The following is a 21,883-nucleotide window of genomic DNA, read 5'->3' as shown; positions in this document are numbered from 1 at the left end:
AGAGTGATCGGATTGGAAGCAGTAAAAAAATATGTAAACTATTTAAATATGGATATAGAGCCGCCTACATTAAACTATTTGCAACGACTTATCCAGCAGCACTTGATCAGGATCCCATATGAGACCTTTAGTAAATTTTATTACTTCTCTCAAGGTGAATCCTTTGTGCCCTCTTTACACACCTTCGCAGAGAATCTCCACTCTAAAGGGTGGGGGGGCACCTGTTTTACATTAAACATCAACTTTGGAAGGCTGCTGAAGAAGTTAGGATTCCATTGTCAGTTTGTCAGAGTGCAACCGGGTCACCTTGGTTTAATGATTACCATTGATGATCGTAAGCTCTATGTGGATGTTGGATATGGTTCCCCGATCATGAAGCCTGTTGAGCTTGAAGCGAGGCAGAAGCATCTTCTTCACGGTTTCGGGGAAGAAATCATTTTTACCCAGAAAGACATTCGTGAATTTGAAGTGGACCGACGTTCAAATGGCAAATCCTTTGTAAAAAAAACCATAGAGTGGATCCCGTTAGAGGAAGAAGAATTAGAGTCCGATATAGAAGCATCATACCTGGATTCTGATGACAATATTACAATGAGAAGAATCACGGCAGTCCGCTTCCAGGGCAATCAATGCTACTTCCTTCGAAATCAGACCTTGAAAGTGATGACCTACCGAAACATCCGTGAATATCAAATGAAAGATTTTGATAAGTGGAAAGATATCGTCGGGGAAGTCTACCACTTTGATGCGACATCCCTGCAAGAGTCCATCCAGTTTTTGCAACAAAGGAATATCAAGCTGTTCCCATAGGCCGTCTGGAATATCGTGTTGATATTCTGGATGGTTTTTTTGTATTTATGGCTTCATAATCATAAAAATGAACAGAAGTATACCAAAAGAGGATGCAAGATAAAAGTAGCGATCGACAGTCATCAGATGTCGTTGGATTTCTTCGGGAGGTGCTCCTGTAAGGTGTTCATTTTCCGGTAAGGATATCCATTCGTTGATTTTTTTAGAGACGGGTGTGATGAAGCCGATGACAATGATTTGAATAAGAATATAAAGTATGACAGACCCCAGAATCCACAATTGTACAAAGTCTCCATAGTCCCCTGTATAAAAAAGGATGAACCCCGTTAACACGGCAATGCTTCCACCAATTTTAGGGAAGCATTCCAAGCGTTTATACAATTCCGTCGTAACCTTTAATTGTTCAATGCTTTTGTCAGGCCTGGTCAAAACATGAGCAAAGAAAGTAGGCCCAACCCCTATAATGGCAGACAACACATGTAAAAGAATCAACCATTCCATCTGAGCACCTCCATGAGTAATCTATAAAGATTACGAAAGAGAGTGCCGTTTTATGTATTTTAATAACAGTAATAGGAGGCGAATGCTTTACAATTTTCATTTTTCATTAGATTTTTCCAGCGAAAAGAGTTATGATATTGACCGGTAGACGCTTTATAATAAATTAGCTGCGGAATAAAAATCGCATGAATAAAAATAATAAGTATATGATGTTAAAAGATGGAATATAAAAGGACGAGTCTTTGGAATTAATACAGATTAGGATGATGGGGTATGAAACGAGCAAGAATTATTTATAATCCTACTTCTGGACGAGAGCTATTCAAAAAGCACCTTGCAGAAGTATTAATCAGATTAGAACAAGCGGGATATGAAACTTCCGTTCACGCAACCATTTGCGAAGGAGATGCCACAGAAGCGGCACGGATTGCTGTAGAACGTAAATACGATATCGTTGTCGCTGCTGGTGGAGACGGTACGTTAAATGAGGTAGTCAACGGATTAGCCGAACAGGATTACCGACCTAAGCTTGGAATCGTTCCAATGGGAACAACGAATGACTTCGCACGGGCTCTTCACATTCCAAAGGATATCGGATCAGCCATTGATGTGATCACAAAGGGTGAATCCATTCCTGTCGATATCGGGCGCATGAATGAACGCTACTTCATTAACATCGCCGGTGGTGGAAGAATAACCGAATTGACCTATGAAGTGCCAAGTAAGCTTAAGACGATGATGGGACAGCTGGCCTACTATTTAAAAGGGATTGAAATGCTTCCATCGATCAAGCCGACGGACGTTTCCATCGAGTATGATGGCAAGCTGTTTGAAGGGGAAGCAATGCTATTCCTGATTGGTTTAACCAACTCAGTCGGAGGCTTTGAAAAGCTCGCTCCGGATGCGTCAATCAATGATGGTTTATTCTCGCTCTTAATTTTAAAGAAAACGAATTTGGCCGAGTTTATACGCATTGCGACATTGGCTGTCCGAGGTGAGCATGTAAATGATCCCAACGTCATTTACACACAGGCCAATCGAATCAAGATCAAAGCAAAAGAAAAGGTACAGCTGAATGTAGATGGTGAGCTGGGAGGAGTCCTTCCTGCAGAATTTGAAAACCTTTACCGCCATTTGCAGGTATTTGTCCCTCTGGATAAAATTCGCCCGGAAGATAAAGCTGAATGATAAAAAGGAATGCCATTTGGGGTTAATGGCATTCCTTTTTTATTTGTTTGAGGATATTTCTTACCATAGGTAATGTGAGTCTGCTCTTTATGCGTCAAAATTTTCAGTTATGAACGGTTCCTCAAAACTGCCATCCTCAATTTACTAACAAAAACACACTAAATGACAATGGGAAACCAATCAGGAAGCCCCATCCGATCTGTTGCTTATGCCGGAATGGAACTTTTCTTACGATCCATGACAAAATGTGGGCGATGATCACAAATGCAAAGACCCATATCAATTGTCCGACCACAAACACAAATAGATAGGCCAGTATGGATTCTTTATTTAATAAAAGGGAAATCCCGAATCCAAAGGTCAAGGTTAAAAATGTGACTGCAATGAAAATGTAGGGTAGCCACCATCTTCTTGACTTGAGAGCAAATAACACCCCAAGAAAAACATTCCCTACCAGGATAAGGTTCACTAAGAAGTCCGGGTTCATGTTTATCTACCTTCTTTTTCTAGAATTGTTGCACATACCATTTTACCCTTTCTTCAGCGCATAAAACGAGGTAAGTTTTTACAACCTGACTAGGAAATGTATAGAATGAACCCTCATATAGTTTGAAAGTATCATATAGCGAATAATAGAGATAAGTATTCTAAATCGTCGCATGTTTGTTAAATTTTGTATTTCCTCTCACTTAGTGACTATGTTACAGTGAATTAAAAGTATTTTTGGACAAATAGTGCCACTGGAGAGGTGAATTCAATGTATATCGTACATTCAACATTTGTAGTGCCCGATGAGAAGGCTGATGAAGTGATTGCAATCTACCATTCCCGTTCAGGTTTAGTCGACAAGGCGGAAGGATTCCAACGATTCCTCCTCTTACAAAATGAGAAAAAGCCGGGAGAAATCACTGTTCATATGGAATGGGATTCAAAGGAGCACTTCATGACATGGGTGCAAAGTGAGGACTATAAACGGATTCACGAGCTGGAGAAGAAATATCCGGATCAGGAGCTCGCCTCCATCATTCCATCAATTGATCGCTTTAAGGTGGTGGCGTACTGATGGAAAATAAGTATAAGAGTGTCATAGATGAAGCAGTTGAAAGATTGTACGAACGATACCCTGAATTAGATGTTAAGTACGGTGAGGCCGGACGAAAGAAATGCTATGAAGACAATGTTCACCACTTTAACTACCTGGAATCGGCATCTAATGTCAGAGATTCAAAAGTATTTTCTGACTATGCGCTTTGGTTGAACAGCGTACTGGTAAGCAGAGGCATGAAATCAGATCATCTTATTGATAATTTCAAATGTATCATCGAATCTCTTGAAAAGAGCGATGTTGAAAAAGGTGAAGACTTCAAGCGTTACCTGAATGGAGCAATCGAGTCCATTCAAAACGCAGATCGCGAAAACATGCCGTCAAACTAAACGACTAAAGCATCGAGCCACAGGGGCCGATGCTTTTTTATATAGTGAGGGACGGACCTCCAGTCATTTCATTCTCCACCCCCATTTATGGTACAATCAGTAGAGTCTTAAAAAGGAATTCGTAAAGGAAGATATACGTGAGTAAAAAAGCACCAGTTCAAAAAAATGATTATATAGATGAAGCCATATTTGAAGATTTAACCCATGATGGGAATGGCGTGATGAAGGTTGAGGGTTATCCGTTATTCGTCCCAAATGCCCTACCAGGTGAGGAAGGGAAGGTTAAAGTCGTGAAACCGGGTAAAGGCTATGGATTTGGTCGACTGACAGAGCGAACCAAGGAAAGCCCGTTTCGCCAGGATCCTCCATGCCCGATCTACAAAGAATGCGGTGGCTGCCAAATTCAGCACATGACCTATGAAGGACAGCTGCAGGCAAAAGAAAAAAATGTACGTGATGTCATGCAGCGCATCGGAAAGCTTCATGACCTAACCGTTCACCCGGTCCTCGGAATGGACGAACCGTGGCGCTATCGCAACAAAGCCCAAGTGCCTGTAGGGGAAAAAGACGGACGCTTTGTTGCCGGCTTCTATCAAAAACGAAGCCATGAAATTATCGATATGGACAAATGTATCATCCAGTATGAAAAAAATGATGAAGTGATTCAGCATGTGAAGGATATATGCGAGAAACTGGAGGTCCGTCCCTACGATGAGAAGAATCATAAGGGGACCCTCCGTCATATTATGACCCGGACGGCGTATACGACGGGAGAAGTGATGGTCGTGTTGGTCACTCGTACGACTGAGCTTCCTCATAAGAATGCAATCATTGATGCGCTTGTCGAGAATATTGAAGGATTAAAATCGATTGTTCATAACGTGAATTCTAAAAAAACAAATGTGATCATGGGAGATTCCACACGCGTCCTGTGGGGGGAAGAAGTGATCCATGACTATATCGGGAACGTGAAATTTGCGATCTCGGCAAGGTCCTTCTATCAGGTCAACCCTGAGCAGACGAAAGTACTTTATGAAAAAGCTTTGGAGTATGCCGATTTACAAGGAGAAGAAACGGTCATTGATGCATATTGCGGGATTGGAACGATATCCTTATTCCTTGCCCAAAAGGCTAAGAAGGTGTATGGAGTTGAAATCGTCCCACAGGCGATTGAAGATGCGAAGAAGAATGCGGAGTTGAATGGCATGACCAATGTAGAGTTCGAAGCAGGACCTGCAGAAGTCGTCATACCCACATGGTATAAAGATGGAATCAGAGCCGACGTCCTGGTAGTGGATCCTCCACGAAAGGGCTGCGATGAAGCGCTTCTGAATACCATCCTTGCCATGAAGCCAAAGCGCGTGGTTTATGTATCCTGTAACCCTGGGACACTCGCCCGTGATCTTCGTATTTTAGAGGATGGAGGCTACAAGACAATCGAGGTCCAGCCTGTTGATATGTTTCCGCAAACGATGCACTGTGAAGCCGTTGCGAAGATTGAGTTAGTAGAATAAGCGAGGAAGAAAGCCGATGTATCTCACTATTAAAGAAACAGCCGAATATCTGTCACTGCCGGAATCGTATATTGAGATCCTCATTCAGCAAAATAAAATACGGGCGGTCCACGACGGAGATCAATATTTATTATACCGGGACCAATTCAATCAGCATCTGGAGCAAATGGAAAAAATGAAGCGTCAGCTTGCTGAATACTTAAGTGAACCGATTCCGGAAGATATCGATGTGAAGGATGAAGACTAGCCTTCCGTAAATCATTTAATGAAATGGGGAAATACAATGAGCGGACAACAACGATCCAATGTCAAACAGGGTCTTGAAGTGGATATCGTCCTGAAAAAAGACCAAAGAACAAACAAGCTTACACGTGGAATTGTCAAAGATATTTTAACCAATTCACCAAATCATCCCCACGGCATTAAAGTCCGCTTAGAAGATGGACAAGTCGGGCGAGTGAAGAATATTATTCAGTAGTGTGAGAAGAGAGGCCTTTAGTGGTCTCTTTTTTTAGTTTTCAATTGATGTGGTGCTAGATACTAAGGGGCGAATTCACGATAGAGGTTAACAAAAAGGCATCGATTCAAAACGGATCGATGCCCTTCTTTTACAATCAACTGAACAATTGAGGAATGCCTTTAATTAATGAGTATACACCCATGTAAGACATGGCCACGACAATCAACGCACCGAAAATGGTCATCCAAATCGGGTGCTTGTAATCACCGACGATTTTGGTTTTATGAGCGGCGATAAGCATAACCCCTAGTGCTATTGGCAAAATCAATCCATTAAGGGCACCCACGAGGATTAAAATCGCAACAGGCTTACCTACAATGACGAAAACCAGTGTTGAAACGGTAATGAACCCTACGATTAGCCATTTATGATATTTCTCCAATAGTGGGCTGAACGTTCGAATAAAGGAAACCGATGTATAGGCAGCCCCCACAACGGATGAAACAGCAGCGGACCACATGACGATCCCGAACATCTTGTACCCTATATCACCTGCAGCCAGTTGGAATACAGACGCTGGCGGGTTGGAAGGGTCCAATTGCAGACCTTGTGACACAATTCCTAAAGCAGCAAGGAAAAGGAAGATACGCATAATGGATGCGATACCGATTGCGGATACTGAGCTTTTCGTGATCTCAGGCAGTGCTTGTTTCCCTGTTATTCCGGCTTCCAAAAGCCTGTGACCACCGGCGAATGTGATATATCCACCAACGGTTCCGCCTACGAGGGTAATGATGGCTAGAAAATCAATGGTGTCTGGTGCAAATGTTTTCGTAACAGCTTCCCCTACAGGAGGATTTGCTGTAAACATCACGTAAACCGTAAGGATAATCATGAGTAACCCGAGGATCTGGGCGAACTTGTCCATTAATCTACCGGCTTCTTTCACCAGGAAAATTCCTACTGCGACAATTCCACTGAATAATGCCCCCATTTCAGGCGAAATACCAAACAGGACATTCGTGCCTAATCCAGCTCCGGCTATATTTCCAATGTTAAAGGCCAGTCCGCCCAGCACTATAAGGATGGCAAGGAAGTAGCCTAATCCCGGCAAGACATCGTTGGCAATATCCTGAGCCCTTTTTTCAGAAATGGCAATGATGCGCCATATATTAAGCTGGGCACCAATATCAATGAGGATTGAAACAAGGATGACGAAACCAAAGCTTGCCGCCAGGGTTTGAGTGAATACGGTTGTTTGAGTCAGAAAGCCAGGTCCAATGGCGGATGTCGCCATTAAGAACGCAGCCCCTAACAATACGCTGAAATTTGATTTTTTCTTCAAGAAGTTCGCTCCTTTACTGTCATGTAAGTTCCTACGAGTTGAATTTCAAGGCGATCCCTTGCTTTAAATGCCTTAATTGTCGTTCACGGTCTATGTAGAGTTCCTGGGCTTTTTCATGAGAAATCATCGTAAAGGTCAATTCTTCTCCAGGCTTTGCCTGTGCAATCAGAGGAAGATCCACTGATGCGATTTGACCGATTCTTGGATAGCCTCCCGTCGTTTGCCGATCAGCTAACAGAACAATAGGCTTCCCATTCGAAGGAACCTGAATCGTCCCAAAAGCAACTGCCTCTGAAATCATATCAAAATCTTTCTCGAGATGGAGGGACGGACCTTCCAAACGGTAACCCATGCGATCTGATTGAGCAGATACTTTAAAGGGTTCATTGAAAAAGTGTTCCCGGCTTTCTGCTGAAAATGAATCGTACTCGGTCCCGGTCATCACTCGAATCGTTTTCTTCTGTTGATAAGCCGAGATGAATTCAGAAGAAATCGACCAATCAATTTCCGTGAAATCATTGTTCTCTAAATAGGGAAGTAAATAGTCGATCATATTTTCAGATTCCGTCGAAAGCGTCCCGGCTTTTAGGTTGTCACCTTCTTTTAAGGAACGACCATTCAATCCTCCAATCCCTGCTCTTACGTAAGTTGACTTGCTGTTCATCACCGTTGCTACATTGAATCCACCTGCAATCGCAAGGTAACTGCGGCAGCCGCTCTTGCATGCCCCGAATTTAAGAATGCTTCCAGCTTTGATCAAAAGTGATCTCCTTAAGGGAACCGGCTTCCCATCAATGGTCGGAGATAAGTCCCCTCCACAAATCGATATAAGGCTGGTTTCCTGGAACTCAAGCATTGGACCCATAAGTGTCATCTCAAGAGTGGCCTCGTCCTCATCATTCCCTACCAGCAGGTTAGAGATTTTATGAGCAAGTGGATCCATACTTCCACTCACAATGACGCCATATTTTTGATAGCCATACCTTCCAAGGTCCTGAATCGTTGAAAGGAGGCCCGGTTTCATTACATTAATCATTGTTCCTCCTCCAATGCTTTATATTCTTCAAATGAAATGGGAGTGAAACGAATTCGATCACCTGCTTTTAGTAAGCTTGGTGAGTCGTCGTTATTTGGTTTGAATAATTTTAGGGGGGTACGGCCAATCAGCTGCCACCCTCCAGGTGTTTCGATCGGGTATACGCCTGTTTGTTCTCCGGCAATTCCAACTGAGCCAGCCGGGATCTTGAGGCGGGGTGATTCCCTTCTCGGTGTCGCAATATCCTGGGACATGCCTCCGATATAAGGGAATCCCGGGGCGAATCCAATCATGTATACGAGGTAGTCACCATTGGAATGTTTTGCGATGACTTCTTCGGTAGACATGTGATTATGGTTCGCGACTTCTTCAAGGTCTGGTCCGAATTCTCCACCGTAGCAGACGGGAATGTCGACGATTCGGGAATCTGATTGTTCTAAGATTGTAAGTTGGGAAAGCATATGTTCAATTTCTGAACAGACAATTGTGTAAGGTAATGTACTCTGAAAAGGTTTGTAGGATTCTATGATTTTGATTGGGTCGTAATAAAGTGTGACGGTTGTAAATGCCGGTATGTATTCAACAAGCCAGTCGATTGTCCGGGATTCAAAAAAGGTGGTGACGGCTTTAACCTTTTCGTGTGTTTCTTGCTGAATTGAATTTCCTAATTGTATAACGACGGCATGATCGCCCAATGGTCGTAACGTATAATTCAAAGAACTACCTCCATTCGTAATTGTATGATTATAAAAAATATAAAATAATTATGTATGAGTAGGCATGCAAATAAGATTATTCAGAAATTTGAGCCATGTTGTTATTATAGTATAATTCTTTGTCTTTTCAATAAAAGGTTGGGAATTAGATGGTTCTACCAATAAATTAGGTGAGTATGTTTTGGTGATTTTGCATTCGTTTTTTTGGCTCATTCGAGTGAAACGTTCGTTTCACTCGCCTTTCAGCTGGCGCTGAAAGGCCGGGTAGAGAAGGACAGTCGCTAACGCAAATGAATTTGCTCTAGCGACTGTCCTTCTCTACCCGGAATGAGCCAAAAAAACAGTTAGTATTACTTTCCCTCTATATATTGGATTCAACCATATAAATTCCTCAAATTTCATTGTGCAATATTTGTAAAAAACTAGCATGTTTTCACGGGTTGTAAATCGTATCGCAAATGTGTTTTTTGTGCTATTATTTAGTAATCCGAAATATTATCCTCCTGAATGTATTGTGGGGATTATTGATAGATGGAGAAAGGGGGTTTTCTTATGGCGAAGGTAAAGGATCCTTTATGGACGAGGTCTTTTATTATGCTGATGGTAGGAAACTTGTTTGTGTTTATGTCGTTTCAGATGTTGATACCTACGCTTCCGCCTTATATAAAGTCAATAGGGGCTTCTGGTTTGGAAATTGGTTTAGTGACGACGTTATTTTCGATAGGTGCAGTGTTAAGCAGGCCGTTCATTGGGTTTATGCTGGAATACAGGGACAGGAAACCTCTTGTTTTAATAGGTGGAATTTCGTTATTGTTGATCACGGTGATTTATCCATTGTCTAGTGTGGTATTCATCTTTCTTTTATTCAGGTTTGTACACGGGTTGGCATGGGGATGGTCTACAACGGTGAATGGGACGGCAGCCGTGGATGTGGTGCCGAAATCACGTTTAGGTGAAGGAATGGGATATTACGGATTGTCGATTACGATTGGAATGATTATAGCTCCAAGTCTCGGGATATATTTATTCCAGGTAACGACGTTCACGAACCTTATCATTACTTCCAGTGCACTGGGCGTCATTGCGGTTATCTTGTTAGGAGTCGTTCATTACCGTACACCTCAAGTCGTCAAAGAAACGAAAAAGGAAGACTTGAAGTTTTCATACCTGGGTTCATTAGTTGAAAAATCCAGCTGGTTTCCAGCGTTCATTACGATCATGGTGACCTTTGGTTACGGGTCGATCGTAACATTTATCGTCATCTTTGGGGAAGAACGTGGAATCCAGCATATCTTCTTGTTCTATTTATGTAATGCGATCATGGCGTCCCTTTCCAGACCGATTGCAGGGAAATGGTTTGATGAACGCGGACCTAAGGGGCTTGTTCTCTTTTGTATCGTGATTACCTTTATCGGTATGTGGGTATTATCCTACGCCCATTCTGATTTGCTCATCATCGTATCAGGTATTTTGTTTGGAGTTGGATTTGGATCTCTTATTCCGACACTCCAATCCTGGACCTTGTCTTTAACTCCTGACAATAGAAGGGGAGTGGCCAATGGGATGTTCTTCTCTTCCATTGATCTTGGAATCGGCTTAAGCGGCTTAGTATTCGGAGTGCTTGCACAATATGTTGAGACGGGTGTTTTATTCCAGATCTCAAGCTTATTCCTGCTCATTGCTTTAGTTGTAGCGATACTTGAGGGGCGCAAACAAAAAAAGTTTGTACACCAGACATCCGCCTAGTTTGATGGCTGAATAATGGTGGTAAGTAAAAAGGACTATCTGTTTTTGAAGGCGCATGTAGCCTTTAGTAACGGATAGTCCTTTCTTCTGTAATGGAAGTGATTCTTAAGGATCACAGCAGAAAGTAGCAATCGGAAATTGAAAAGGAAATGAAATTTTATCCCAAGGAAATTCTGTTAGAATGATAGAAATAGACTAGTCTGTGAGGTTCCTTGAACAGGGGGATCCACATATAACGGAGGACATTATGACAGAAGAAAAATTACTAATGGAAAAGTCATTCTATGGAACTTTTTTAGTAGACTATGACACGAACCGTCATCCAATTGAAGTGCTTGGTCAAGCTTTTGTAGAAGAGCAGCAAAATGAACCGTATGATTTAACGTTCATTCGCTATGCTCAGGGTGAGGTCTATTTTCATAGCAAGGACTATGAAGCGGCTATTTTCAAATGGGAAAGCATCCAGAACGAATTAGAACCTTGGGCAAAAAAGAATATCGCGGATTCTTACTATGAGCTTGGGTTGTTATCGTCAGCGGAGGATGTCTATACAGCTATCCAAACGGAAAGTACGATTTTAACACTGGAAGTAGCCCTGCAACTATTCTCTCTTTATATTGAACGAAATAAGATCCAGTCAGCGTATCGTACCATCGACAAAGCCTTGACGATCGATCCGGATTATCCCAACGTAACTGAACTCGCCCGGGCTTTTTATGAAGAACAAGAGGACTGGAATAAAGCCGTGGAACTGGCGGTTCAGGAATCGATCCGGACCCAGGACCCTGCCTGGTTCACCATTCTGAGGGAATATGGGGATCGAGGTTACACAACATCCTTTGCGTCTACCTATTTCTACGATTTATTGATTGCGGTTTATGAAAAGGACCGTCAACAATTTAAGGACCTCGTATCCTCTCTATGGACAAGTTACAGAAGCAATCCGGTCGCCCATATTGAATGGATGCTGACGGTCAATACAATCTTTGAATATGTAGAAATTCTCCCGAACGAATCATGGGAGGACATCCTATCACAATTCCAGGAAGCATACGTAGGATTCCTGGAAGGCAACTACTTAGTGAAAGACCTGGAAGGCTTTATGCCAAGCATGCTCAGCAATTGGCTGAAAGTGAGCAGGGATCATCAACCACTTTTCCCGGCAGCTGCCGTTTTAGCCTGGAACGATGTCTTTTCGTACAGCATTGAACAGATGGTGACGGATGAGGCGGAAATGATCCTGCTGGAAGGAGACTCCTATCAAGCCCGCTTTGAAGACATTATCCTGTTCCTGAATAAAATCATTGATTGGTCAGAACGAAATGATGCTTCTGTAGGTTATAAAACGAAGTGGATTGCGGAGCAGTTAATGGATCTGAGTGAACACCACTTATTAATCGCAGGGAGTGGCTCAAGCGGAAAGTCTTCCTTTGTTCAATCCGTTTTAGGTGAGAGCGTCGGTGAGGCTGAAAACTCCACCATCATTTATAGCTATCATGATCAGCAGGTAGAAGTGAAGGAGATTCACGATCATGGAGTTCACAAAGTAGAGAGCATCGCTGATTTTGAAGAGCTGATGCAAAGAGAAGCATTCGTAGAATATAAGCTCCCGTCTGAGTTTCTTAAGAAAAATAGGAGTGCCATCATTGACGTTCAAACCGGACAAAGGCATCTGGATGACCTGACAGCCTTTTATCCTGTAGCTGATGGTTTACTGTATGTCTTGAATGCCGATGCCCCGTTTAATGCAGAGGACAGACAAACCTTAAGGAAATTAACGGAAATCGGACAGCTTGTGAATGTACATTTCTTATTAAATAAGATGGACAAAGTATCTCATTCTGACCGTACAGAAGAGATCATTGAATCAGCCCGAAACAAAGCCCGGGAATGGTTCCCGGACGCAGAGGTGTTACCATACTCATCCCTGGAAGCCGTTCATCTGCAGCGACAGGATGTTCAGTCCTTCCTAAAGAAACAGTATATGGTTAATGGAAACGTGCTCAAAGCGGAACGTGGAGCCAAATTATTTTACCTGGTCAGAAAAACATTAAGAGATCTTTACTCAAAACGCAAGAATCGTGAAAATGAGCTGAAAGAGACAATTGAGAAGAATGAAGATATCCTGACACGTTTGAACGGCTTTGAAAACTACTTGAGTGACATGCAGAGCGATAAGGTATCAGTCATTAAGGAATCTTTCCATAAAAAGAAAGAAGCGATGAAGAAGGAAGTCTCTGAGAAAATCCCCGGTATCCTTAGCGGCTGCTCTGATCTGATAAGTGAAGAAAGTGATTTCAAACAGATCCATACAGAGTTAAACGAAGCGATGAATACGCGGATTCAAGGGTATATCCAAGATGATCTCATGCCCCGTTATGTCAAATCCCTTGAGGAGTGGCTTGCCTTTTCAAAGCAGGAGCTTCAAGACAGCCAGAACTATTTGAATGAGATGAGTGAAACCTTCAACGAGTTATTCGGCAAGGATAAAGTCGTTTTACAATGTGATTTCCAAGTAATGGACGACTGGCGCCGTGATGTAAGTAGAATGGGAACGAGAGCCCAGATTGATAAAGAAAATATTCTATTGCGCTTTAAACCGGCGCAGTTCCTATTAAAGAGTGCCGGGAAGCTGTTAGGTGTACTACCTCAGAATAAGTCGTTACTCTATAATCAATACAAGCGCTATTTAGAGAACGAAGATTATCAGGATATCACGGCATCCGTCGTTAATAAATTTTTCCTACAGTTTGATTTGTTTGAAAAATCATTACAGCAGGATGTTCACTCTTTCTTCGCAGAGCCATTTAAACAATTGGACGTAACGATTAAAGATACAGAAACGGAAATTGCAACCGACAAAGAAACGTTAAAGAAAATGAAAGCAAATCCGGAGCGATATTTCGACCCGATCACTTTATTCGAAGTGAAACTGCTTCAACATGAATATATGGTGAAAGCGAGTTATAAAGCTTCTCATCATTATTCTTGATAAAAAAGACTGATTCTGAAGGGGGGTACCCCTCTAGAATCAGTCTTTTTATTTTACCTCCATTTTCCTACACCTTCAAAAATTCGCTATTTTCCTGAATTACATCGGCAATGATCCGCTCGAGGGAATTTTCAGTATGGATATTGGAGAAATCCAATCCTAAATGGATGGCTGTCTGAGCTACTTCCGGACGAATCCCGGTGATGACACTCTTCACTCCAAGCAGACTTAAGGCATCGATGAGGTGGAAGATTTGCTGAGCGACCATGGTATCAACCAATACCACACCTGATAAGTCGATGATCAACATGGATAAATGGGCATCGGCACTTTGTTGAAGGGTTGCCTCTAGTATCGTACGGGCACGTGTCGTATCAATATCTCCAATGATAGGCAGAAGTCCTACCTCTGAAGTCAAAGAAATGACCGGCGTACTTAATTCCTTAATCAGGGTAGACTGTGCTTGGAGTCGATTCATTAATATGTTCAGGAACGTGGAAGTGAACGTTTCTAACACATAATCCAATGCGAAATTGATCTTTCGTTCCCACTCAAATACTTCTTTCAACTGGATATTTACGTTTGATTCTTCCACAAACCTTTCGACATACGTCCAATACACTCTTCTGAACACACCTGAGTTACGAACAACTTCATCGAGAGTAGTACTGGATTTACTTCGATCAGCAGCTGTTTGTGAAGTCCAGTTATAAATCAATTCCTTTGACTCTTCTTGAGAAAGTAACAGACACTTGGCGATGATCTTCACATAATTAGAGTTTTGTTCTTTTATTTTGTTAAGTACCTCTGGAGGAGAATCGGGCGAATAGTGTGATCCGGATTTAATATTCTGGAACTTCAACCAGTCTTCAGTGAAATCCAAGGAATGATCAACTAAGTATTCATATAAATCAGACGAATGAGTATCCATAAACTCTCCCTTTAAACTTGGCATATACTCTTATTTTGAAACCTATGGATGAGACTGTCAATGTTAAAGATATTAATTGAGATAATACAAAGATATCAGATAAATCTTTTTATGCATTATTAAAAACCCCTTTTCGTAAAGTTTGTTGCTATTGTAGAGGAGAAAGTAATAGTTGATTTCCGCTCCAGGATGCTCGCTTTCCGCGGGGCTGGCGGTGAGCCTCCTCGGCTGCGCCTCCGGGGTCTCACCTGTCCAGCTACGGGGCTTAGGGGCTCGAGGTCATAAGCCAAGTCTGCCAAAAAGGCAAACAGCGCCTTTCCGGCAGACTCATCTTATGCTTGTCGCCCCTGGGCAAAGCCCCTCCGCTTTTCGTACTGTCCAGCTATTCCCGCAGGAGTCGAGCATCCTGCAGCGAGAATCAACTTTCTGAGCATGAATCTTTAATCTAAAACAATTAAAACCAGCTTTCTAGCAAACATTCTCTTTTAAGTTAAGTAGAGATTCATTGCCTTAATGAAGCAGAATTATTTTTTCTAGTTATTTGTTTTCCGGTACACCTAGAAGCTCTGTCACAAAGATCCTATTAAAGATGGTGAGGGGAACTGCGCAGACTCCTGCGGAAGTACGGGCGTGCCGAGACCCCGGAAGCGAAGTGAGCTGCACCCCTATTGTTGGACACACCATCCAACAATAGGAGGGTCGGCCGAACGTCCGCGGAAAGCGGAGTAGTTCCCCTCACCATCCAGCATAAACCTGGTTGACAGAGCCCTTGCAGATTCTATGCTAGAAAACAACAATCTTTGTGAAAAGAGCCAAAAACAAAAATCCGTATAACTTCAATAGTTATTAGTCTGAAAACTAGTAATTTTCTAATAGTTATTGGTTTTCTAGTAAAAAAGTTGTATAATTATAATTATTAGAAAATACAAACTATTTTAGGGGGCCAATGATGAAGAAGAAAGTAAGAGGATTATTTCTAGTATTAATGATTGGAATGGCAGCAATCATGACTGCCTGTGGAAGTGAAGAAGCAAGCGGAGATAAAAAAGAAAAGCTTGTAGTGGGAACGGATGCAGCCTTTGCTCCATTTGAATATATGGATAAAGGGGAAATTGTCGGATTTGATATTGATTTCTTAGAGGCCGTCATGAAAGAAGCGGGTTATGAATACGAAGTGAAGAACATTGGATGGGATCCGTTATTTGCAGCAGTTCAAGGCGGAAAGGAAGTAGACATGGGAATTTCCGGGATCACCATCAATGATGATCGTAAAGAAACGTTTGATTTTTCCAACCCTTACTTTGAATCCACTCACATGATCATGTTTGGCGAAGGTGTGGATATTAAAAGTGCCGAAGATCTGAAAGGACTGAAGATCGGAGTTCAAAATGGAACGACCGGTCAGGCGGCAGCAGAGAAAATAGTTGGGCAGAACAGCCCTGATATCTCTAAATACGAAAACAATGTAGTAGCCATTACGGCATTAAAGCAAGGTCAAGTCGATGCTGTTGTAACCGATAATACGGTTGTAAATGAATATGTTAAAAACAATCCGGATGACAATTTCAATACAGTTGAAGATCCGGAAAACTTCGAATCTGAATTTTATGGCTTAATGTTCCCTAAAGACAGTGAGCTGAAAGCTGATTTCGATAAAGCGGTTAAAGAAGTGATTGAAAATGGAACGTATGCTGAGATTTACAAAGAATGGTTTGGTACAGAACCGAACACTGACGCTTTATTAGAACAAGCGGAATAAGGGAATAAGGGGCGTAGTGAAAGTTTGGATGACCTTCTTTATAGATTTTAAAGAGGGTTGTTCCTTCTTCACCTGCCCCTTTTATATGAGTCTATTTACTACTATTGAGAAGGGAAGCGGCCTCACGCCGTTACCGGGACAAAAGGAGTCATGATATGCTGGATTTCAGATGGGACATTATTGGGGAATACTTACCTTTTTTTCTAAAGGGAGCACTATTAACAATCGGTTTATCAGTGGGAGCCATCTTATTAGGCTTAATATTCGGACTGCTGATGGGGATATTCAGAATTTCCCCCTACCTTCTCGTTCGAACACCTTTCATTTGGTACATAAACTTTTTTAGAGGTACGCCATTATTCGTACAGATCCTACTCATTCACTTTGGTGTGATGCCGATGATCATGTCGGAAATTAATCCGGCTGTGTCTGCATTAGTGGCACTATCGTTGAATGCCACAGCTTATATCGCCGAAATCTTCCGTGGGGGCATTCAATCCATTGACCGGGGTCAGATGGAGGCGGCCAGATCTTTGGGGATGACCAATATCCAGGCTATGAGGTATATCATTATCCCCCAAGCATTTAAGCGGATGATTCCTCCACTTGGAAATGAATTTATCGTGTTATTGAAAGACTCTTCCCTGGCAGCAGTCATTGCCGCCCCAGAGCTTATGTACTGGGGGAGGGCCATGCAGGGGCAATATTATCGTGTATGGGAACCGTATTTAGCAGTCGCTATTATTTATTTAATCCTTACTCTATCTCTTACGTATCTACTAAACTATATTGAGCGGAGGATGGCAACCGAATGATTAAAGCAGTGAATCTTAAGAAGTCCTTTGAAGAATTAGAAGTATTGAAAGATATTAACGTCAATATCGAACCGCAGGAAGTGGTTGTAGTCATAGGACCATCGGGTTCAGGGAAATCAACGTTTCTGCGTTGCTTGAACCTTTTGGAATCGATTACCGATGGTCATGTTTATATTAAAGACCGGGATATAACGGCCAAACAAACAGATATCAATAAAGTACGTACGGATGTGGGAATGGTGTTTCAGCAATTTAACCTTTTTCCTCATAAAACAGTGATCCAGAATATTATGCTATCACCGATGAAGGTAAGAAAGTGGCAAAAGGATAAGGCGGAGAAGAAGGCATTAGAGTTGCTTGATAAGGTGGGGCTTGCAGAAAAAGCGTACGTGTACCCTGACTCCTTATCAGGCGGGCAGAAGCAGCGGGTCGCGATTGCAAGGGCACTTGCAATGGAGCCTGAAATCATGCTGTTCGATGAGCCCACTTCAGCCCTTGATCCCGAAATGGTAGGAGAGGTGCTGGAGGTAATGAAACAACTGGCGAAGGAAGGTATGACCATGGTGGTCGTAACCCATGAAATGGGATTTGCCAGAGAGGTAGGGGACCGGGTCCTCTTTATGGACGGCGGATATATCGTGGAAGAGAACAGACCGTCCGAGCTCTTTGGTCATCCAAAACATGAACGAACCCAGGCGTTTTTAAGTAAGGTGCTATAATAGGTCATTGTAAGTTATGGAGTCTTTCAAGCCACAAATGATCTAGTTTATTTTCAATCTATTACAAGAACAACTAAAGGAGCCTCTGCAACAAGGCTCCTTTTCCTATGCGGTCTGTTTTGCATAAACAATCGAGTACAGTTGCTTTCTTGCCCGATGAAAACGGGTTTTGACGGTGGAAGGAGAGAGGTTCAGCTTTAAAGCAATCTCCCCGTCACTAAGGTCCTGTGCCACTTTCAAGGACATGACTTCCTGCTGAGAAAGTGGCAGCCTCTTAATATTCTCCTGGATACTGTTCTTAAGAAACCGTGCTTCAATTTCCATTTCCAGAGGGTTATTATCCAGTATTGATTGAACATCTTCATCATCTTCCATATAGATTTCATTGCGTTTCGATTCTTTTCGGATGAAATCGATTGCTGTACATCTTGCGATAGAAATGAGCCAGGACTTCGTTTTCGTCACATCTAGTAAAGTATCCATCTTGATGTAGGCTTTGAGAAAGGTTTCTTGAACGATATCCTGTGATAGATGAGCGTCCTTGGTAATAGTATAAGCGACATGGTAGATCAGTTTATTAAATTGTTCATACATCTCCTCTAACGTGAGAGGGGGTGTATGAATTTCTAATGTGTCCATAGGGTGTCACCTCAACTTCCTATTGTCAATTATCAGTTTTATTCTTCAGGAATGAAGGTGAATCTTCAGCTTTTAACCCTCGCACTTCGACATTTCCGTGGGTTTTATACTTGATGATCACCATATATTCATTGGTCATCTGATTGTATACGAGTTGATCCATGAGGGCTTCAACGTGTTTGGAATCCGTTATTTCAATCCCTTTGTTTTCTTTCTTTAACTTCAGGGCTTCGGTATCTGGATCCATGACGTTGAACAGTCGGTTACGGTAACGATCTTGATCAATCACGTACATCCACTCAACGTCCGATGCAGTCACCCTTACATCTTCAAGGTATCCATTCTCCTGTAGCCAGGATTCGAATTTCTTATCGTTATTACCCACACCGACATGGATCCAATGATTTTCTGATAGAAGTATTTCAACGTTATAGTGATTCACTCTATCGCGATCTTTAAACGTATCATTATAGGTTTCTTCTTTTAAAATCCCGAGGGCTTCATTGATTTGTTCCGGGTCGACAATGCTTATTCTCTGTCTATTTCCCATATCAGAATAAATTGATAGTTTGTCTACACTGTTTGAATCTACGGAGAAAATTTCGTCCGTTGTTTCTTTATAACTTTTCATTTTATATAAAGCAGCATATTGGGATTCAAACTCTTCTATATTCATTCGGTAGTTCCTCACAAGCTTGCTTCCATCGTGCATCTTGTAATAAAAGAAGACCTGTTCACTATCCTCGTCTGTGACGGTGCGATCTTGATTGTTGACGAGTTCCTTATGAAGGTTCAGGGCGGCTTTAATGGTGTGAGGGTCATCCATAAAGTGATCCTTTATAAGGCTATCGGGATTGTCTATCAGGGAATAATAGCTGTTACTGACATGGACCTTTTCTATACCCTTCATATCAGGAACCTTCTTTTCATATTGAAATAAATCAAATTGAATGAACACTCCGATAAGAGAGAGGGTAATGGCAAACCCTGCATATCCTTTCCATTGTCGGAATACTCTCCATTGTTTTTGTAACACCATTTCGGCAATATAGTAGCCAATGAATGATCCAATAAAGTAGCCGACCACTGTCCAGGAAGCCTCCTGATAGATCTCATGGAAGTACATTCCCCCAACAAGCATGAAGCAGAAAGCCACTCCATATTTGAAGATGGGTCGGAGGACAGGATATACAATGGCAAGTGACACTGCTTCTACTTTTCTCGTTTTATACAAGACATACGATAAAACATAGAGTAGGAGAGTGATAGCTATGAGTAATGTCACATCTAATGCGGAAAAAATTTTATTCTCAAGATATACGGCCTTGATGAGAGGGGAATATTGTTCAATTTTGATATTGAAGAAATAATCCTCTGGAAATCCATATAAGAGATTTTTCAAGCTAAAGCACACGAGCATAAACATCCCGGCCGGTAATAAAAGCAGGATGTAAGTCATTACTCCCTGTACTGCTGTCAGCCCCGTTATCATCGCAACAAAGGTAGCGGCTGTGAACAGAAGGATGTTCATTAAGATCGTGATACCAGACCAGATGAAAATATCTTTAACATCAATAAATTGCTGAAGATCCGTAAATGAATAAAGGGAAAGTAAAATCGCTGTATTCAGTACAATTGGCATGATGAGAATGATAAATCCTGTACCGGTAAAATGGTAAAACAATTTGCTGCGTGTAAGCGGAAGGCTATGCATGAAGTCTGCTGCCTGCTTTACATGTAAATAACGGAAAAGGAAAAGGGATAGGATGACTGGAACGAACAGCATCAAGCCCATTTGGATCGGGTATTGCATTTTAAACAGGTTTTCGTAAATGGCAATCGGATAAGGCTGATTGTCGTTAGATAGTTTACCGATAATGTCAACCGGCAAAGAAAAGAGAAGTCCGATAAAATAAACGATCCCTACCCAGCCAACATTCCGAAGGCTTTGAATGATGACTTCTTTATTGATCCATGATGTTTTGGATGGCATATCCGACGTCCTCCATTTCATAAACAAATATTTCCTCAAGGGTCAACGGTAACATATCGAAAATCACCGGATAATAAGGTTGAATCATGCTTCTCACCTCTTGTTCGTCACCTCTTACGATGCAAAGAGATATGCTTCCCCTCATCTCTTTGTGAAGAAGGTCAAGCTCAGTAAAGAGCTTCTGAGGCATCTCGCCTTTGAAGGCCAACTGGACTTTATGAATCCCGGATTTCAGATCATCAAGCTCTTTCTCCAGTAAAAATTCTCCTTGATGCAAAATTCCTATGTGATCACAAATATCTTCCACTTCACGCAGGTTGTGAGAGGAGATAAGGATGGTCATCTCCCGATTGGCCACTTCTGTGATCAGTACGCTTTTTACCTTCTTACGAACGACGGGGTCTAATCCGTCAAGGGGTTCATCCAGGATGAGCACATCCGGTTGAGTGGATAATGCAAGAATGAAAGCTGCTTGACGCTGGACGCCTTTCGAAAATTTATGAAGCTTCTTATGAGGATCTACCCTGAATTGGCCGGTTAGAGATTTATATTGGTGCTCATCCCAACGGCTATAGGTGTTTTGATAAAATTTTGCCATTTGATTTAATGAATAGTGAGCGAAGAAAAACGGTTGATCAGGAATAAAAACCAGGGTTTCTTTCGTTTGAACATTTTCAAAAACCGGTTGATCTTTTATATAAATATCACCACTTTCGGGCTTCAGAACCCCAGAAATGGATTTGAGTAGTGTCGTCTTTCCTGCACCATTCGATCCGAGCAGTCCATAGATCGATCCTTTTTGAACAGAGAAGGAAACGTCATGAATAATTTTAGTACCTTCAAAGGATTTACTTAATGATTTAATCTCTATCATCAGATTGGTTCCCTCCTACCGATGCCTCGATGTCAGCAATCATCTGCTTTAAATCTTCAGGCGTGATTCCTAAATACAGAGCTTCAGACAAAAGTTTAGACAACTCTTCCTTAACTTTCATGATTTTCTCCGCGTTTTGAATGTGATTTGATGGATTAACAAAGCTACCCCGTCCTTTCACAGAATAAATGTACCCTTGGGTTTCTAGTTCCCTATACGCTTTTTGGATTGTGTTTGGATTTATGGTCAGCTGCTGAGCCAAGGCACGAACGGAAGGCAATTGTTCATCAGGCTTCAACACCTCATTAATGATTAACTCTTTTAATTTCTCGACTAATTGTTCATAAATGGGCTTTCGACTTCTTAAATCAAGCTCAAACATATCCACCCTCCCGACTGTATGTAGTGTAC

22 protein-coding genes are annotated in these 21,883 nt (G+C 41.9%); 12 read left to right on the top strand and 10 right to left on the bottom strand.

Annotation, left to right across the window (positions count from 1 at the left end):
* Positions 1-12 precede the first annotated feature (12 nt).
* The gene (locus tag ACQKFO_RS20925) at positions 13-810 is read left to right on the top strand and encodes an arylamine N-acetyltransferase (RefSeq protein WP_427600707.1); all 798 of its coding nucleotides are present in this window, start codon (positions 13-15) and stop codon (positions 808-810) included.
* A gap of 45 nt (positions 811-855) precedes the next feature.
* Here the strand turns inward: ACQKFO_RS20925 and ACQKFO_RS20920 are convergent, their stop codons facing one another.
* The gene (locus ACQKFO_RS20920) at positions 856-1,311 is read right to left on the bottom strand and encodes a DUF2269 family protein (RefSeq protein ID WP_427600705.1); all 456 of its coding nucleotides are present in this window, start codon (positions 1,309-1,311) and stop codon (positions 856-858) included.
* Positions 1,312-1,584: 273 nt separating this feature from the next.
* On the opposite strand from ACQKFO_RS20920, the gene ACQKFO_RS20915 reads away from it, so the two are divergent.
* Positions 1,585-2,499 carry a diacylglycerol kinase gene (locus tag ACQKFO_RS20915; protein ID WP_427600703.1) on the top strand — a complete coding sequence of 305 codons (915 nt, stop codon included), beginning with the start codon at positions 1,585-1,587 and terminating at the stop codon, positions 2,497-2,499.
* Positions 2,500-2,635: 136 nt separating this feature from the next.
* On the opposite strand, the gene ACQKFO_RS20910 is transcribed toward ACQKFO_RS20915, so the two are convergent.
* Entirely contained in the window at positions 2,636-2,986 is a 351-nt protein-coding gene (locus ACQKFO_RS20910) for a hypothetical protein (protein WP_113968519.1), read from the bottom strand.
* Between the two features lie 270 nt (positions 2,987-3,256).
* On the opposite strand from ACQKFO_RS20910, the gene ACQKFO_RS20905 reads away from it, so the two are divergent.
* The 5 genes from ACQKFO_RS20905 (at position 3,257) to ACQKFO_RS20885 (ending at position 5,925) form a co-directional block, all read left to right on the top strand.
* The gene (locus tag ACQKFO_RS20905) at positions 3,257-3,562 is read left to right on the top strand and encodes an antibiotic biosynthesis monooxygenase family protein (RefSeq protein WP_427600702.1); all 306 of its coding nucleotides are present in this window, start codon (positions 3,257-3,259) and stop codon (positions 3,560-3,562) included.
* Positions 3,562-3,933 carry a hypothetical protein gene (locus ACQKFO_RS20900; RefSeq protein WP_427600701.1) on the top strand — a complete coding sequence of 124 codons (372 nt, stop codon included), beginning with the start codon at positions 3,562-3,564 and terminating at the stop codon, positions 3,931-3,933. The genes ACQKFO_RS20905 and ACQKFO_RS20900 overlap by 1 nt, the downstream gene beginning before the upstream one ends.
* Before the next feature lie 137 nt (positions 3,934-4,070).
* On the top strand, positions 4,071-5,447 hold the full coding sequence (gene rlmD, locus ACQKFO_RS20895) for a 23S rRNA (uracil(1939)-C(5))-methyltransferase RlmD (RefSeq protein ID WP_427600700.1): 1,377 nt from the start codon (positions 4,071-4,073) through the stop codon (positions 5,445-5,447).
* A gap of 16 nt (positions 5,448-5,463) precedes the next feature.
* On the top strand, positions 5,464-5,694 hold the full coding sequence (locus ACQKFO_RS20890) for an excisionase family DNA-binding protein (protein ID WP_427600699.1): 231 nt from the start codon (positions 5,464-5,466) through the stop codon (positions 5,692-5,694).
* A gap of 36 nt (positions 5,695-5,730) precedes the next feature.
* Positions 5,731-5,925 carry a YwbE family protein gene (locus ACQKFO_RS20885; protein WP_427600698.1) on the top strand — a complete coding sequence of 65 codons (195 nt, stop codon included), beginning with the start codon at positions 5,731-5,733 and terminating at the stop codon, positions 5,923-5,925.
* A gap of 136 nt (positions 5,926-6,061) precedes the next feature.
* Here the strand turns inward: ACQKFO_RS20885 and ACQKFO_RS20880 are convergent, their stop codons facing one another.
* Genes ACQKFO_RS20880 through pxpB form a run of 3 tightly spaced genes read right to left on the bottom strand, consistent with a single transcriptional unit; the run spans position 6,062 to position 9,004 of the window.
* Positions 6,062-7,252: an NRAMP family divalent metal transporter gene (locus tag ACQKFO_RS20880; RefSeq protein ID WP_324746485.1), complete on the bottom strand. Its 1,191-nt coding sequence runs from the start codon at positions 7,250-7,252 to the stop codon at positions 6,062-6,064.
* Positions 7,253-7,283: 31 nt separating this feature from the next.
* Positions 7,284-8,288 carry a biotin-dependent carboxyltransferase family protein gene (locus ACQKFO_RS20875; protein ID WP_427600697.1) on the bottom strand — a complete coding sequence of 335 codons (1,005 nt, stop codon included), beginning with the start codon at positions 8,286-8,288 and terminating at the stop codon, positions 7,284-7,286.
* On the bottom strand, positions 8,285-9,004 hold the full coding sequence (gene pxpB, locus ACQKFO_RS20870) for a 5-oxoprolinase subunit PxpB (protein WP_427600696.1): 720 nt from the start codon (positions 9,002-9,004) through the stop codon (positions 8,285-8,287). The genes ACQKFO_RS20875 and pxpB overlap by 4 nt, the downstream gene beginning before the upstream one ends.
* Before the next feature lie 552 nt (positions 9,005-9,556).
* On the opposite strand from pxpB, the gene ACQKFO_RS20865 reads away from it, so the two are divergent.
* Both ACQKFO_RS20865 and ACQKFO_RS20860 read left to right on the top strand, forming a co-directional pair.
* Positions 9,557-10,750 carry an MFS transporter gene (locus ACQKFO_RS20865; RefSeq protein ID WP_427600695.1) on the top strand — a complete coding sequence of 398 codons (1,194 nt, stop codon included), beginning with the start codon at positions 9,557-9,559 and terminating at the stop codon, positions 10,748-10,750.
* Positions 10,751-10,997: 247 nt separating this feature from the next.
* A complete protein-coding gene (locus ACQKFO_RS20860; protein WP_427600694.1) occupies positions 10,998-13,742 on the top strand; it encodes a GTP-binding protein in 2,745 nt (914 codons plus the stop codon).
* Positions 13,743-13,809: 67 nt separating this feature from the next.
* On the opposite strand, the gene ACQKFO_RS20855 is transcribed toward ACQKFO_RS20860, so the two are convergent.
* Entirely contained in the window at positions 13,810-14,673 is an 864-nt protein-coding gene (locus tag ACQKFO_RS20855; RefSeq protein WP_427600693.1) for an STAS domain-containing protein, read from the bottom strand.
* A gap of 949 nt (positions 14,674-15,622) precedes the next feature.
* Between ACQKFO_RS20855 and ACQKFO_RS20850 the strand changes: the two genes are divergently transcribed.
* The 3 genes from ACQKFO_RS20850 (at position 15,623) to ACQKFO_RS20840 (ending at position 17,966) form a co-directional block, all read left to right on the top strand.
* Positions 15,623-16,432 carry a basic amino acid ABC transporter substrate-binding protein gene (locus ACQKFO_RS20850; protein ID WP_427600692.1) on the top strand — a complete coding sequence of 270 codons (810 nt, stop codon included), beginning with the start codon at positions 15,623-15,625 and terminating at the stop codon, positions 16,430-16,432.
* 158 nt (positions 16,433-16,590) lie between these two features.
* The gene (locus tag ACQKFO_RS20845) at positions 16,591-17,247 is read left to right on the top strand and encodes an amino acid ABC transporter permease (protein WP_427600792.1); all 657 of its coding nucleotides are present in this window, start codon (positions 16,591-16,593) and stop codon (positions 17,245-17,247) included.
* Entirely contained in the window at positions 17,244-17,966 is a 723-nt protein-coding gene (locus ACQKFO_RS20840; RefSeq protein WP_427600691.1) for an amino acid ABC transporter ATP-binding protein, read from the top strand. The genes ACQKFO_RS20845 and ACQKFO_RS20840 overlap by 4 nt, the downstream gene beginning before the upstream one ends.
* A 105-nt stretch (positions 17,967-18,071) precedes the next feature.
* Here the strand turns inward: ACQKFO_RS20840 and ACQKFO_RS20835 are convergent, their stop codons facing one another.
* Genes ACQKFO_RS20835 through ACQKFO_RS20820 form a run of 4 tightly spaced genes read right to left on the bottom strand, consistent with a single transcriptional unit; the run spans position 18,072 to position 21,854 of the window.
* The gene (locus ACQKFO_RS20835) at positions 18,072-18,605 is read right to left on the bottom strand and encodes an RNA polymerase sigma factor (protein WP_427600690.1); all 534 of its coding nucleotides are present in this window, start codon (positions 18,603-18,605) and stop codon (positions 18,072-18,074) included.
* Between the two features lie 25 nt (positions 18,606-18,630).
* Positions 18,631-20,598 (bottom strand): DUF6449 domain-containing protein, encoded by a 1,968-nt coding sequence (locus ACQKFO_RS20830; protein ID WP_427600689.1) that lies wholly within the window; start codon positions 20,596-20,598, stop codon positions 18,631-18,633.
* Positions 20,570-21,472 carry an ABC transporter ATP-binding protein gene (locus tag ACQKFO_RS20825; RefSeq protein WP_427600688.1) on the bottom strand — a complete coding sequence of 301 codons (903 nt, stop codon included), beginning with the start codon at positions 21,470-21,472 and terminating at the stop codon, positions 20,570-20,572. Before ACQKFO_RS20825 ends, ACQKFO_RS20830 begins: the two co-directional genes overlap by 29 nt.
* Positions 21,459-21,854: a GntR family transcriptional regulator gene (locus ACQKFO_RS20820; RefSeq protein WP_427600687.1), complete on the bottom strand. Its 396-nt coding sequence runs from the start codon at positions 21,852-21,854 to the stop codon at positions 21,459-21,461. The genes ACQKFO_RS20825 and ACQKFO_RS20820 overlap by 14 nt, the downstream gene beginning before the upstream one ends.
* Positions 21,855-21,883 lie beyond the last annotated feature (29 nt).

Source organism: Rossellomorea sp. NPDC071047 (assembly GCF_050270195.1).
Classification (GTDB): domain Bacteria; phylum Bacillota; class Bacilli; order Bacillales; family Bacillaceae_B; genus Rossellomorea.
This window is presented reverse-complemented; position numbering and strand designations above follow the sequence as displayed.

Bases quoted from the DNA above. Each gene is read 5' to 3' on its own strand.
- ACQKFO_RS20835 (WP_427600690.1), bottom strand. From the start codon at position 18,605: ATGGACACATTAGAAATTCATACACCCCCTCTCACGTTAGAGGAGATG.
- ACQKFO_RS20825 (WP_427600688.1), bottom strand. From the start codon at position 21,472: ATGATAGAGATTAAATCATTAAGTAAATCCTTTGAAGGTACTAAAATT.
- ACQKFO_RS20890 (WP_427600699.1), top strand. From the start codon at position 5,464: ATGTATCTCACTATTAAAGAAACAGCCGAATATCTGTCACTGCCGGAA.
- ACQKFO_RS20820 (WP_427600687.1), bottom strand. From the start codon at position 21,854: ATGTTTGAGCTTGATTTAAGAAGTCGAAAGCCCATTTATGAACAATTA.
- ACQKFO_RS20850 (WP_427600692.1), top strand. From the start codon at position 15,623: ATGAAGAAGAAAGTAAGAGGATTATTTCTAGTATTAATGATTGGAATG.
- ACQKFO_RS20840 (WP_427600691.1), top strand. From the start codon at position 17,244: ATGATTAAAGCAGTGAATCTTAAGAAGTCCTTTGAAGAATTAGAAGTA.
- ACQKFO_RS20915 (WP_427600703.1), top strand. From the start codon at position 1,585: ATGAAACGAGCAAGAATTATTTATAATCCTACTTCTGGACGAGAGCTA.
- ACQKFO_RS20855 (WP_427600693.1), bottom strand. From the start codon at position 14,673: ATGGATACTCATTCGTCTGATTTATATGAATACTTAGTTGATCATTCC.
- ACQKFO_RS20910 (WP_113968519.1), bottom strand. From the start codon at position 2,986: ATGAACCCGGACTTCTTAGTGAACCTTATCCTGGTAGGGAATGTTTTT.
- ACQKFO_RS20865 (WP_427600695.1), top strand. From the start codon at position 9,557: ATGGCGAAGGTAAAGGATCCTTTATGGACGAGGTCTTTTATTATGCTG.
- ACQKFO_RS20885 (WP_427600698.1), top strand. From the start codon at position 5,731: ATGAGCGGACAACAACGATCCAATGTCAAACAGGGTCTTGAAGTGGAT.
- ACQKFO_RS20905 (WP_427600702.1), top strand. From the start codon at position 3,257: ATGTATATCGTACATTCAACATTTGTAGTGCCCGATGAGAAGGCTGAT.
- ACQKFO_RS20900 (WP_427600701.1), top strand. From the start codon at position 3,562: ATGGAAAATAAGTATAAGAGTGTCATAGATGAAGCAGTTGAAAGATTG.
- ACQKFO_RS20920 (WP_427600705.1), bottom strand. From the start codon at position 1,311: ATGGAATGGTTGATTCTTTTACATGTGTTGTCTGCCATTATAGGGGTT.
- ACQKFO_RS20830 (WP_427600689.1), bottom strand. From the start codon at position 20,598: ATGCCATCCAAAACATCATGGATCAATAAAGAAGTCATCATTCAAAGC.
- ACQKFO_RS20860 (WP_427600694.1), top strand. From the start codon at position 10,998: ATGACAGAAGAAAAATTACTAATGGAAAAGTCATTCTATGGAACTTTT.
- ACQKFO_RS20875 (WP_427600697.1), bottom strand. From the start codon at position 8,288: ATGATTAATGTAATGAAACCGGGCCTCCTTTCAACGATTCAGGACCTT.